The 12,716-nt window shown below is 71.4% G+C and carries 11 protein-coding genes and 1 pseudogene; 8 read left to right on the top strand and 4 right to left on the bottom strand.

From position 1 onward, the window contains the following. The 3 genes and pseudogenes from ACIA8D_RS26030 to purB form a co-directional block, all read right to left on the bottom strand. A pseudogene (locus tag ACIA8D_RS26030) lies at positions 1-525 on the bottom strand (hypothetical protein); the annotation flags it as partial. A 92-nt stretch (positions 526-617) separates the two neighbouring features. After that, positions 618-1,166, bottom strand: a complete 549-nt coding sequence (mug, locus tag ACIA8D_RS26035) for a G/U mismatch-specific DNA glycosylase (RefSeq protein WP_399236097.1) — start codon at positions 1,164-1,166, stop codon at positions 618-620. After that, positions 1,163-2,602, bottom strand: coding sequence for an adenylosuccinate lyase (purB, locus tag ACIA8D_RS26040; RefSeq protein ID WP_399235830.1), 1,440 nt, complete (start codon positions 2,600-2,602; stop codon positions 1,163-1,165). The genes mug and purB overlap by 4 nt, the downstream gene beginning before the upstream one ends. A gap of 203 nt (positions 2,603-2,805) precedes the next feature. On the opposite strand from purB, the gene ACIA8D_RS26045 reads away from it, so the two are divergent. The 3 genes from ACIA8D_RS26045 to ACIA8D_RS26055 are packed head-to-tail and all read left to right on the top strand — an operon-like array spanning position 2,806 to position 6,135. Continuing rightward, the gene (locus ACIA8D_RS26045; RefSeq protein WP_399235831.1) at positions 2,806-3,432 is read left to right on the top strand and encodes a helix-turn-helix domain-containing protein; all 627 of its coding nucleotides are present in this window, start codon (positions 2,806-2,808) and stop codon (positions 3,430-3,432) included. Positions 3,433-3,478: 46 nt separating this feature from the next. Continuing rightward, positions 3,479-4,990 (top strand): peptide MFS transporter, encoded by a 1,512-nt coding sequence (locus ACIA8D_RS26050; protein WP_399235833.1) that lies wholly within the window; start codon positions 3,479-3,481, stop codon positions 4,988-4,990. Between the two features lie 38 nt (positions 4,991-5,028). Continuing rightward, positions 5,029-6,135: an NAD(P)/FAD-dependent oxidoreductase gene (locus tag ACIA8D_RS26055; protein ID WP_399235835.1), complete on the top strand. Its 1,107-nt coding sequence runs from the start codon at positions 5,029-5,031 to the stop codon at positions 6,133-6,135. A gap of 25 nt (positions 6,136-6,160) precedes the next feature. Here ACIA8D_RS26055 and ACIA8D_RS26060 read toward each other — a convergent pair whose 3' ends face one another. After that, positions 6,161-7,087, bottom strand: coding sequence for a LysR substrate-binding domain-containing protein (locus ACIA8D_RS26060; protein WP_399235836.1), 927 nt, complete (start codon positions 7,085-7,087; stop codon positions 6,161-6,163). 195 nt (positions 7,088-7,282) lie between these two features. Here ACIA8D_RS26060 and ACIA8D_RS26065 point away from each other — a divergent pair, with 195 nt between their 5' ends. From ACIA8D_RS26065 to ACIA8D_RS26085, 5 genes are all read left to right on the top strand, one after another. Next, positions 7,283-8,293 (top strand): aldo/keto reductase, encoded by a 1,011-nt coding sequence (locus ACIA8D_RS26065; protein WP_399235838.1) that lies wholly within the window; start codon positions 7,283-7,285, stop codon positions 8,291-8,293. A gap of 35 nt (positions 8,294-8,328) precedes the next feature. Continuing rightward, positions 8,329-8,748 carry an SRPBCC family protein gene (locus ACIA8D_RS26070; protein ID WP_399235840.1) on the top strand — a complete coding sequence of 140 codons (420 nt, stop codon included), beginning with the start codon at positions 8,329-8,331 and terminating at the stop codon, positions 8,746-8,748. A gap of 110 nt (positions 8,749-8,858) precedes the next feature. Next, the gene (locus tag ACIA8D_RS26075) at positions 8,859-9,866 is read left to right on the top strand and encodes a LacI family DNA-binding transcriptional regulator (protein WP_399235842.1); all 1,008 of its coding nucleotides are present in this window, start codon (positions 8,859-8,861) and stop codon (positions 9,864-9,866) included. A 99-nt stretch (positions 9,867-9,965) separates the two neighbouring features. Next, complete coding sequence (gene hisD, locus ACIA8D_RS26080) at positions 9,966-11,285, top strand: histidinol dehydrogenase (RefSeq protein ID WP_399235844.1); 1,320 nt, start codon at positions 9,966-9,968, stop codon at positions 11,283-11,285. Positions 11,286-11,335: 50 nt separating this feature from the next. Beyond that, a complete protein-coding gene (locus tag ACIA8D_RS26085) occupies positions 11,336-12,694 on the top strand; it encodes an MFS transporter (protein WP_399235846.1) in 1,359 nt (452 codons plus the stop codon). The last annotated feature ends 22 nt before the right edge of the window (positions 12,695-12,716 follow it).

Here is a 12,716-nt window from a genome sequence, read left to right on the forward strand (position 1 = left end):
ACGCTCCGCGTCGCCTCCCTCCTCCGCCTTGCGATCGCACGCACCAGGCCCCGCTCCCTGATCCGGCCTGATCCAAACGACAAGCCCTAGGCGGCGGCCCCGTGCACTCGGGGCCGCGGTGCCCGGCCCGCCGCCCCGGCCACGAGCTTCTGCACCAGGCTGTAGGAGAGGATCGGCAGCAGCACCTCTGGGCGGTGGGAGAACCAGCCGGTGGCGAGCACGGCGGCCGCGCTGCTGTTGTTCATGCAGCGTGGAGCCCATGACCATCGCGACGACCAGCGGGACGTTGCCGCCCGCGGTCTGCCCCCAGGACGCGGCGCCTCCGGCGATCGGCATCGCCTGCACCAGCATCAGCCCGACCACTAGGGCTCCGCCGGGTCCCGCGTTGAACAGCAGCACCATCGGCACGTGCGGCGCGGACGCGCGCAGCCGCTCGCCGGGGCCGGGGAGTATCCCGGCCAGCAGGTAGCAGAGCGCCATCAGGACGAGAAGCCGCCGCTGCACGGCGATGATCAGGGTCGTCACGCAGCGGAGCGTGGGCAGGCCCCGGTGTGCTGTCCGGCCGTGTTGGCGCCGACCTGGCCAAGCTCTCACCCCCGGACGCCTGGGACGACCGGCTACTCCTCGGCCGCCGCCGTGCGCAGGCGCGCGTACTCCTCGGCCATCGTCGCCGCCGACCAGTGCGCGTTCAGCCCGCTGGGGTTGGGCAGCACCCACACCCGGGAGCCGCCGATCGTCCGCTCCTGCGGGCCGATCTTCGCCTTCGGCTCGCCGAAGGCCGAGCGATACGCGGTCACGCCCACCACGGCGAGCCACCGCGGCCGCAGTTCGCCGACCTTCTCCTCCAGCGCACGGCCGCCCTCCCGGTACTCCTCGGCACTCAGCTCGTCCGCCCGCGCCGTGGCCCGCGCGACGACGTTCGTGATCCCGAGCCCGTACGACAGGAGCTCCTGCTGCTCGGACGGCTTCAGCTGCCGGGGCGTGAAGCCGGACAGATGGAGGACCGGCCAGAAGCGGTTGCCGGGGCGGGCGAAGTGGTGGCCGGTCGCGGCCGACAGGAGGCCGGGGTTGATCCCGCAGAAGAGAACGTCGAGGCCGCTCGCGACGACGTCCGGAAGCAGACGGTCGCGAGCGGCCTCGAGGTCCGCTTGCGTAAGGCGCGTCAGAGGATCGCCCCGGGCGTGTAACCGGCGGCCTCCGGGTGTTGCTTCGCGATCTCCTCGACGCGGGCCACGAGCTGCGCGACCTGACCGGCGGCGGCGCCCGTGAACGACAGCTTGTCCGCCATCAGCTCGTCGAGCTGCGCGCGGTCCAGCGGGATACGGGAGTCGGCGGCCAGCTTGTCGAGCAGCTCGTTGCGCTCGACGCCCTGCTCGCGCATCGCGAGGGCCGAGGCCACCGCGTTCTCCTTGATGGCCTCGTGGGCCTCCTCGCGGCCGACGCCCGCGCGCACCGACGCCATGAGCACCTTCGTGGTGGCGAGGAACGGCAGGTAGCGGTCCAGCTCACGGGCGACGACGGCCGGGAAGGCGCCGAACTCGTCGAGCACCGTCAGGAACGTCTCAAGCAGACCGTCGAGCGCGAAGAACGCGTCCGGCAGCGCGACACGGCGCACGACCGAGCACGAGACGTCGCCCTCGTTCCACTGGTCGCCCGACAGCTCGCCGGTCATCGACGCGTAGCCGCGCAGGATGACCATGAGGCCGTTGACGCGCTCGCAGGAGCGGGTGTTCATCTTGTGCGGCATCGCGGAGGAGCCGACCTGGCCGGGCTTGAAGCCCTCGGTGACCAGCTCGTGACCGGCCATCAGGCGGACCGTCTTGGCGAGCGAGGAGGGGGCCGCGGCGAGCTGCACCAGCGCGGTCACGACCTCGTAGTCGAGCGAGCGCGGGTAGACCTGGCCGACCGAGGTGAAGGCCTGCGAGAAGCCGAGGTGCTGGGCGATCCGCTGCTCCAGGTCGGCCAGCTTGTCGGCGTCGCCGCCGAGCAGGTCGAGCATGTCCTGGGCGGTGCCGACGGGGCCCTTGATGCCGCGCAGCGGGTACCGGTTCACCAGCTCCTCGACCCGGCCGAACGCGACGAGCAGCTCGTCGGTGGCGGTCGCGAAGCGCTTGCCGAGGGTGGTGGCCTGCGCGGCGACGTTGTGCGAGCGGCCCGCCATGACCAGCTCGGCGTACTCACCGGACAGCTTGCCCAGGCGCGCGAGGACGGCGACGGCGCGGTCGCGGACCAGCTCAAGGGAGAGCCGGACCTGGAGCTGCTCGACGTTCTCCGTCAGGTCGCGGGAGGTCATGCCCTTGTGGACCTGCTCGTGGCCCGCGAGCGCGTTGAACTCCTCGATGCGGGCCTTCACGTCGTGCCGCGTGACCTTCTCGCGCTCGGCGATGGAGGCCAGGTCGACCTGGTCGAGCACGCGCTCGTAGTCGGCGATCGCGGCGTCCGGGACGTCGATCCCGAGGTCCTTCTGGGCCTTCAGCACGGCGAGCCAGAGCTGTCGCTCCAGCTTCACCTTCTCCTCGGGGGACCAGAGGGTGGCGAGCTCGACGGAGGCATAGCGTCCGGCGAGGACATTCGGGATACGGGGCTTTGCAGGCGCAGTCACGTGTACGGAGTTTACCGGGCGTCCCTACAGGCTCCGAACCGTCGTCCGAATGTAGGAACGCACAGGTCACCGGCTCTGTCGCGGAGGGCGGGCCCAGTCTCTCCTGCTGTTTAGTATTGACGGCTCCTGTTTGGCGTGACTTAATTCCGCAGTCGGGCGGAACCAAGAAGGAACCAGGGACGGACCGGGACGGGGCGCGGATCGTGGTCGACGAGGAACAGTCGGGGAAGCAGGGCGTGGCCGACGGTCCGAGCCGGGTGGTGGGGGCCGAGATCAAGCGGCTGCGCACCGAGCGCGGACTGACGCTGCGGGTGCTCGCCGAACGCTGCGGGCTCTCGGCGGGCTTTCTCTCGCTGGCCGAGCGCGGCATCAACGCGCTGTCGCTCACCTCGCTCTTCGCCCTGGCCAACGCGCTGGACGTGGACGCTGTCGAACTGCTCGGCGCGGCGGGGCGGCGCAGTCGGCACGAGTACGCGATCACCCGGCACGACGACCCGCACGCCGCACGGATGGCGCTGGGGGAGCGCGAGCACCGCGTGCTGACGGCCGAGCTGCCGGACCAGTGCATCGAGACGCTCGCCACGACGGTGCACCCGACCGCCGAGCCCTCGCCGTTCACCCAGCACGACGGGGAGGAGTTCTGCTACGTGCTCCGCGGCGAGCTGGTGTTCCTGCTGCCGGACGAGACCGCGGTGCTCGGTCCGGGCGACGCCGTCCATTTCAAGTCCCGCGTACCGCACGCCATTCACAATCGCGGCACCGAGGTCGCGGAGGTGCTCTGGACGGTCGACCGCCCGTTGCTGCGGCGACCCGACGGCACGATCTGCTGACCACGCTCCACGTCCTGCCGTGTGCGCCACTGATCGAGAGGCGGTCATGAGCGAAACAAGCGAGACGAGCGAGACGAACGACCTGCGCGACGGGGCGAAGCCCCCGCCCGGCGACCGCGCCTTCTTCGGCCACCCGCGCAGCCTGGCCACCCTGTTCTCCCTGGAGATGTGGGAGCGGTTCTCGTACTACGGGATGTCCGCGATCCTCCTCTACTACCTGTACGACCGGACCTCCGCCGGCGGGCTCGGACTCGACAAGTCGACGGCCGCGGCCCTGGTGTCCGTGTACGGCGCCCTGGTCTTCATGTCCGGCGTCCTCGGCGGCTGGCTCGCCGACCGGCTGCTCGGCATGCGGCGCGCGGTCCTCTTCGGCGGCGTGGCCATCATGTGCGGCCACCTGGCGCTCGCGATCCCCGGCGGGCTGCCCGCGCTGCTGGTGTCGATGCTCCTCATCGTGCTCGGCACCGGCCTCCTGAAGCCCAATGTGTCCAGTCTGGTGGGGGAGTTGTACGCCCCGACGGACATCCGGCGCGACGCCGGGTTCTCCCTCTTCTACATGGGCATCAATCTGGGCGCCTTCATCGCCCCGTACCTGGTCGGCACCCTCGGTCAGCAGGTCGACTACCACCTCGGGTTCGCCCTCGCCGCGGTCGGGATGGCCGCGGGACTCTTGGGCTACGTCCGCGGACGGGCGCGCCTCGGCGGAGCGGGCGAGGCACCGACGAACCCGCTGCGGGCCGACGAGCGGCGGCAGTTGGCGCTGCGCACGGCCGCGGGTGTCGCGGCGGTCGTCGTCGTCGCAGTGCTCGCCACGGCCGGGGCGCTGACCGTCGACGCGCTGATCAACGCGGTGTCGGTGCTCGCGGTGCTGCTGCCCGCGGGCTACTTCGTCATGATGCTGCGCAGCCCGCACACCGACGCCGTGGAACGGTCCCGGCTGGTCGCCTACGTCCCGCTGTTCATCGGCGCCGTGTGCTACTGGGTGGTGAACGAGCAGAGTGGTTCGGTACTCGCCCAATTCGCCGACCAGCGAACCGACTTGGAGATCCTCGGCTTCGCGATCCCGTCGTCGTGGTTCCAGTCCCTGAACCCGATCGCCACGCTCGTCCTGGCCCCGCTCTTCGCCTGGCTGTGGATCAAGTGGGGCGAGCGGCAGCCGTCCACGCCGCGCAAGTTCGGCACCGGACTGCTGCTCGGGGGCGCCTCGTTCGTGCTGATGGCCGGGCCCGGACTGCTGAACGGCACGGACGAGTCCGCCAGTCCGTGGTGGCTCGTGCTGAGCTACGTCGTCGTGATCTGCGGATCGATGTGCCTGTCGCCCGTGGGGCTCTCGGCCACCGCCAAGCTCGCGCCGCGTGCCTTCCTGGCGCAGATGATGAGCCTGTGGTTCCTGGCCTCCGCGGCGGCCGGCGGCATCAACGCGCAGCTGGTGCGGCTCTACAGCCCCGCGACGGAGGTGCGGTACTTCGCCGGGGTCGGGTTCTTCGTCATGGCCACCGGTGTTGTCATGCACCTGATGACGCCGTGGGTGCGGCGCCGGATGGGAGGCGTGCGGTGAGCGCGCGTACAAGGAAAGCGAACGAGAAGGAGCAGGGCATGCGCACAGTGATCGTCGGCAGTGGTATCGCCGGTGCGGCCGCCGGGTACGAACTGGCCCGCGGCGGGGTCGATGTGACCCTGGTGGACTCGCGGATCCGGGGCCGCGCCACGTCCGCCGGAGCGGGCATCATCTGTCCGTGGTCGTCCCAGGTCGACGACCCGGACTGGTACCGCTTCGCGGTCGCGGGCGCCGAGTACTACGAGGGCCTGCGCGCGGCCCTCGCCGCCGACGGGGAGACCGACCTCGGCTACCGCAGGGTCGGCTCGCTGCGGCTCACCACCGACGAGGACGCCGAGGACGTGCTGCGGCGCGTGTCCGAGCGGGCGGCGGCGTCCCCGCTCGCGGGTGACGTGGAGCTGGTCGACGCGCGCCGGGCCCGCGAGCTCTTCCCGCCGCTCGGGCACGAGGGGCCCGCCGTGCACATCCCGGGCGCAGCCCGGCTCGACGGCCGACTGGTGCGCGACGCGCTGTGCCGGGCGGCGGAGCGCCACGGCGCCCGGATCGTCGAGGGCACGGCCGAGCTCGTCGCCGACGGGGACGGTGGCGCGGTGCGCGGCGTACGGGTCGCGGGCGAGGTCATCGGAGCGGACTCCGTGATCGTGGCGGCCGGAGCCTGGGCGCCCGAACTGCTCGAACCGCTCGGCGTGCACGTACGGGTCGAGCCGCAGCGCGGCCAGATCATGCACCTGCGCATGCCGGGCACGGACACCACGAACTGGCCGGTCGTCCTGCCGCTGTCCCGGCACTATCTGCTGGCCTTCGACGACTCGCGGGTCGTGGTCGGAGCCACCCGCGAGGACGGCTCGGGCTTCGACCACCGGGTCACCGCCGCCGGACTGAAGGAGGTGCTCGACGAGGCGCTGGCGGTCGCCCCCGGCCTCGCCGACGCCACCCACGTCGAGACCCGCATCGGCTTCCGCCCGGTGGGGCCCGACATCCGCCCCCTGCTCGGCGCGGTCCCGAAGGTGCCGGGCCTGGTCGTCGTCAACGGCCTCGGCGCCTCCGGCCTCACGATGGGCCCGTACGCGGGCTCGGTCGCGGCCCGCCTGGCACGTGGGGCGCAGCCGGGGCTCGACCTGGCGGCGTACGACCCGCTGCGCTGAAGCGTCAAGGCCCTGATGGCGATGTTCAGTTGACGACCGACCAGTCGTCGTCGGGTTCCTCGGTCCCGGTGGCCAGCACCGTCGTACGGAACGACGCGACCACCGGCCGCAGGTCGATCTGGTGCCAGGTCGCCCAGAGCCGGACGGACCGCTGGAACCAGGGGAGTTCGCGCACGGTGATCCCGGCGGTGCGGCCCGGCAGCATGCTCCGCTGGACGAACGCCATGCCGAGCCCGGACGCCACCAGGCCCACAGCGGTGAGCGGTTCGGGGGCCTCGAAGCGGATGTCCGGGGTGAACCCGGCGGCGGCGCAGGCCGCGACGAAGTCGTCCCGCCAGACGTGGTCCTGCCCGTCCTCGACGGCGATCCACGGCTGGCCGTCGAGGTCCTCGGGCCGCACCTCGGCGGCGTCCGCCAGCGGATGGGTGCCGGGGACGGCGAGCAGCAGCGGGTCCTCCAGGAGGAGCGTGCTGCGCAGGTCCGGATCGTCCTCGGGTGGCGCCTCCGGGACCAGCGCGATGTCGAGGCTGCGTTGGCGCAGGCCCTCGAACTGCTCGTGCGCCGTCATGTCGTACAGGGCGACGTGGATGCCGGGGCGCTCCTCGTTCAGCGAGCGCAGCGCCTTGGGCAGCAGCCCGGTGTGCATGGCGTCGCCGACGTAGCCGACGCACAGGCCGCCCTCCTCGCCGCGCCCGAGGCGGCGGCCCAGGTTCTCCAGGCGGGCGGCGTGCCGCAGCAGGGCCGTCGCCTCGGTGAGGAAGACGCGGCCGTCGGAGGTGAGCCGGATGCGCTGCTGGCTGCGCTCGAACAGGGTCAGGCCCAGGTTCTTCTCCAGCTGCGCGATCTGCCGACTCAGCGGCGACTGCGAGATGTGCAGCCGCTCGGCGGCCCGGCCGACGTGCTCCTCCTCGGCCACGGCCACGAAATAGCGAAGTTGTCGCAGGTCAAGCATGTTGGACCTCGGGGGACTCAAGTATGTCCAAGCAAGTCTTGGACAGTCTTACCCGTCGATCCTAGCCTCGGAGGAGCAAGAGGCGCGGAGCAGGAGAAACCCCAGCAAACCTCCTCAAGGCCGCGTACAGCACCAGACGTACAGCACCCGACGTACAGCACCAGACGTACGGCACCAAGGCAAGGAACGAACTCCATGGGCATCAAGTCCCTCCTCCCCGGCAAACTCGGCTTCGGCACCGCTCCCCTCGGCAACATGTTCCGCGCGATCCCCGACGAGGAGGCCCGCGCCACCGTCGAAGCGGCCTGGGAGTACGGCATCCGCTACTTCGACACCGCCCCCTTCTACGGCGCCGGGCTCGCCGAGGAGCGCCTGGGCGAGGTCCTGTCCACCAAGCCCCGCGACTCCTACGTCCTGTCGACCAAGGTCGGCCGCGTCATCCTCGACGAGCACGAGACGGACGTCCCCGACTTCGGCGAGAAGGGCGGCCTGTTCGAGCACGGCAACCCGAACAGGATCCTCCACGAGTGGACCGCCGAGGCCACCGAGCGCTCCATCGAGGGCAGCCTCAAGCGTCTCGGCACCGACCGGCTCGACATCGTGTGGGTGCACGACATCGCCCAGGACTTCCACGGCGACGACTGGATCCAGAAGTTCGAGGAGGCCCGCACCGGCGCCTTCCGTGTCCTGTCGCGGCTGCGCGACGAGGGCGTCATCAAGGCCTGGGGCCTCGGCGTCAACAAGACCGAACCCATCGAGCTGACCCTCGCGCTCGACGAGCCGCAGCCCGACGGCTTCCTGCTCGCCGGCCGCTACACCCTCCTCGACCACGAGCACGCCCTCACGCGGCTGCTCCCCATGGCCCAGGAGCAGGGCGTCGACCTGGTCGCGGGTGGCCCCTACAGCTCCGGCATCCTCGCCGGCGGCACCCACTTCGAGTACCAGGAGGCGCCGCAGGAGATCATCGACCGCGTCGCCCGGCTGAAGGCCCTGACCGAGAAGCACGGCATCGGCATCAAGTCCGCCGCCCTGCAGTTCTCCCTGGCCCACCCGGCCTCCGCCGCCGTGATCCCCGGCGCCACCCGCCCCAGTCGCATCGCCGAGGACACCGCCGCCCTCGCCGAGAAGATCCCCGCCGCGTTCTGGACCGACCTGCGCGCCGAGGGCCTCGTCAGCCCGGCCGCGCCGCTGCCCAACCACGCCTGACACCACACCACTTGAACGTGAAGGAGGCGGCCGTCATGGCTTCCACCACCGCATCCCTCGACATCCCGCGCAGCCCCGACCGCGTCTGGCAGCTCATCGGCGGCTTCGGCTCGCTGCCGGACTGGCTCCCGTACATACCGAAGAGCGAACTCGGTGAGGGCGGCCGGGTGCGTCACCTCACCAACGCGGACGGCGGCGTCATCGTCGAGCGCCTCGTCGAGTTCGACGAGGCGGGGCGCCACTACAGCTACGCCATCGAGCAGGCCCCGTTCCCGGTCACCGGCTACCTCTCGACCATCACGGTGCATGCCGTCCCCGGCCACCCCGACGCCTCCCGCGTCGAATGGTCCGGCTCGTTCACCCCGGCCGGAGTGAGCGACGCCGAGGCGGAGGAGCTGTTCCACGGCATCTACGCCGACGGTCTCGCCTCGCTCCTGACGACCGTTCAGGCCTGACGGACACGCCGACGACGGGTGTCGGAGGCGGAACGCCTCCCGCACCCGGCGATCCGTGTCCTCGCCTCGATATCCTTGCCCCGATCGACTCGACCCGGAGGTAAGGACCCATGGCGCGGCGGCCGACCGTCACCAGCGTGCAGATCGCCCGCGAGGCCGGAGTGGCGCAGTCGACCGTCTCCCGCGTCCTGAACGGCGGGAGTGTCGCGCCCGAGACGCGCCGCCGCGTGCTCGAAGTGGTCGACAAGTACGACTTCCAGCCCAGCCAGGCCGCCCGCAGCCTCGTGGGCTCGCGCTCCGGCCTTATCGGCGTGGTCATCCGCGATCTGACGAACCCGTTCTACCCGGTCATGGTCAAGGCGATGGAGCGGGTCCTGCACGAGCAGGGAATGCGGCTCACCCTGGTCACGGACGTCATGACCGCGGAGGAGGGACTCGCGCAGCTGCGCCGCGAGGGCGTCGACGGCGTCGTGTTCACCTCGGCGTTGCAGGACGAGCCGCTGGCGCACCGCACGGTCGGGCACGGCATCCCCGTCGTGCTGGTCCACCGCACCCTCGCGGACTTCCCCGCCGACCAGGTCGAGGCCGACAACCCGACCGCGGGCGAGCTCGCCGCCGGGCATCTGCTCGGCCTCGGGCACCGGCGTATCGCGATGATCTGCGGCCTTGCCGGATCGAGCACGGCCCAGCAGCGCGGCCGCGGCTTCCGCGACCGGGTGCGGGCCGCCGAGGGTGCCACGCTCACCGAGATCGACGGCGACTACGACTACGACACCGCGTACGCGGCGGTGCGCACGCTGCTCGCCGCCCCCGAGCGGCCCACGGCGCTCTACTGCCACAACGACATCATGGCGTACGCCGCGCTCAACGCCGCGGCGGCCGAAGGCGTGGACGTACCGGGCGAGTTGAGCGTGGTGGGCTGCGACGACGTGCCGCTGTCCGCGTGGGAGCGGATCGACCTGACGACCGTGCGCCAGCCGCTGGAGCGGATCGCGCAAGTCGGCGTGGAGCTGCTGCTCGGCCGCCTGGCGGACCCCGAGCTGCCGCACCGGCACGAGGTGCTGCCGGTGGAATTCGTCGGGCGCTCGACCACGGGCCCGGCGCAAAGCGCTTCCTGAATCCCTTCCCAAACTCCTCTTGACCGTTCAACCCTTCGTCTTCCATTCTGTGGATACGTATCCAATGGATACGTATCCACCACGAGTGAGGAGCTGGGCGTGTCCCGCACCACCAAGGCCGCCGCCACCCCGTCCACCGCGCCGTCCGGCAACGACACCGTCGGGCAGGCCGTCCGCGAGCTGATCGCCGACGTGCGCGGCCGCGGCGACGAGGCCGTCCGTGAACTGTCCGCGCGCTTCGACCGCTGGGAGCCGGAGTTCTTCCGCCTCGACGAGGGGCGGATCGCCGAGATCATCGGCACGCTCGACCCACAGGTCGTCGAGGACATCAAGACGGTCCAGGCCAACGTCCGCCGGTTCGCCGAGGCGCAGCGCGACTCGATGTCCGAGATCGAGATCGAGACCGCGCCGGGCGTCTTCCTCGGCCACCGCCACGTACCGGTCCAGTCCGTCGGCGCCTACATCCCGGGCGGCCGCTACCCGCTGACTGCCTCCGCGCACATGACGATCGTGACCGCCAAGGCCGCCGGTGTGCCGCGCGTCGTCGCCTGCACCCCGCCGATCCGCGGCGAGATCCCCGCCGCGACCGTCGCCGCCATGCACTTCGCGGGCGCGGACGAGATCTACGTCCTCGGCGGCGTGCAGGCCGTCGCCGCGATGGCCGTCGGCACCGAGACCATCGGGAAGGTCGACATGCTTGCAGGGCCCGGCAACGCGTACGTCGCCGAGGCCAAGCGGCAACTGTTCGGCGAGGTCGGCATCGACCTGTTCGCCGGGCCGACCGAGATCCTGGTCGTCGCGGACGAGCACGCCGACCCGTTCGTCGCCGCCGTCGACCTCCTCTCGCAGGCCGAGCACGGGCCCGACTCGCCGGCCGCCCTCATCACCACGAGCGAGCGCGTCGCCGAAGAGGTGCAGCGCCACATCGAGGAGATCCTGCCCGGCATGCAGACCGGCGACATCGCGGGCCCGGCCTGGCGCGACCACGGACAGATCATCCTGGCCGACGACCTCGACGAGGCGTACCGCGTCGCCGACGAGTTCGCGTACGAGCACGTGCAGATCCTCACCGAGAACCCCCGCGAGGCCCTGGACAAGATGCACGCCTACGGCGCTCTGTTCCTCGGCGAGGGCACCTGCGTCTCCTACGGCGACAAGGTGATCGGCACCAACCACGTGCTGCCCACCCGCGGCGCCGCCCGCTACACCGGCGGCCTGTGGGTCGGCATGTACCTGCGCACCGTCACGTACCAGGAGGTGCGCGAGGAGAAGTCCTCCGCCGAGCTGGGGGAGCTGTGCGGCCGCGCCGCCCGCGTCGAGCTGTTCGAGGGGCACGCCCGCTCCGGCGACGTCCGCGCCGCCAAGTACGCCGGCGCCACGCTGCCGTGGACCGACCACTACGAGTCGGCCCGCGCCTGACCCCACCCGGCCGCCCCACTCACCTCACCCCCCGATCAACGGAGATCCGCATGCCCACCGCCGCCGCCCCGACACCGGAGCAACTCCGGCGCAGATCACTGCAGTCCGGCACCATCGGCGCGATCGTCGAGTGGTACGAGTACACGATCTACGGCACCGCCGCGGCCCTGGTGTTCGGACACCTTTTCTTCCCGAACCTGTCGCCCGGCATCGGCCAGATCGTCTCGCTCGCCTCGTTCGGCGTGGGGTTCCTGGCTCGCCCGATCGGCGCGTTCGTCGCCGGACACCTCGGGGACCGGATCGGCCGCAAGTCCACGCTGATCCTCACGTTCTCGATCATGACGGTGGCCACGGCGGCGATCGGCCTCGTGCCGACCTACGACCAGATCGGCGTCGCGGCACCGCTGTTGCTGTGCGTGCTGCGGCTCGCGCAGGGGTTCGCCGTGGGTGGCGAGTGGGGCGGGGCGGCCATCGTCGCCGTCGAGAACGCGCCGAGGAAGCGGCGCGGCTACTTCGGCGCCTGGCCGCAGATCGGGGTCTCGGCGGGTCTGCTGCTGGGCACGGCCGCGGTGTCGCTGGCCTCGTGGCTCTCCGGTGACGCGTTCGACGAGTGGGGCTGGCGGCTGCCGTTCCTGCTCAGCGTGATCCTCGCCGCGGTCGGCTTCTTCATCCGCCTGCGCGCGACCGAGAGCCCCGCGTTCCTCGAGGAGAAGCGCAAGATGGACGCCGAGCTGGAGCGCCGCAAGGCACCCGCGGCGGTCGTCTTCCGCGACCACCGCAAGGCCCTGCTGATCACGGTCTTCGGCCGCTTTGCCGAGGCCGGGAACTACTACCTGTTCACGACGTTCATCCTGTCCTACGTCACCAGCACGCTGGGCGCGCCGAAGAGCTACGGCCTGACGGCGTCGATGATCGGCGCCGCGGTGAACATCGTGATGATCCCGGTGTTCGGCGCCGTCTCCGACCGCATCGGACGCGTCCGGACCTTCCTCATCGGGGGCGCCCTGATCGTGCTCACGACCTGGCCCGTCTTCGCGCTGGTGCACACCGGGCAGCTGTGGGCGATCGTCGCGGGCGTGGTGCTGTTCCTCGCTCTCGGCCACGCCATGGTCTACGCGCCGCTGCCCGCCCTGTACTGCGAGATGTTCCCCACGGCGGTCCGGTACTCGGGCATCTCCATCGGCTACCAGATGGCGTCGATCCTCCTGGCGAGCTTCACCCCGGCGCTGGCCGGCGCGATGGTGCTGTGGGCCGACGGCAGCCTGTGGATGGTGATCGCGTTCGCCGTCGTGACCACGGTGATCTCCATGGTGGCCATCGCCTTCGCACCGGACCTGCGGGACCGGGAGCTGTCGGAGGTCGGGGCGGCGGGGGAGCGGGACGCGCCGGAGGCCGTGCCCGCGCGCTGACGGTTCGTCCGGAATCGCTCAG

The organism is Streptomyces sp. NPDC051684 (assembly GCF_044453445.1).
GTDB lineage: Bacteria > Actinomycetota > Actinomycetes > Streptomycetales > Streptomycetaceae > Streptomyces.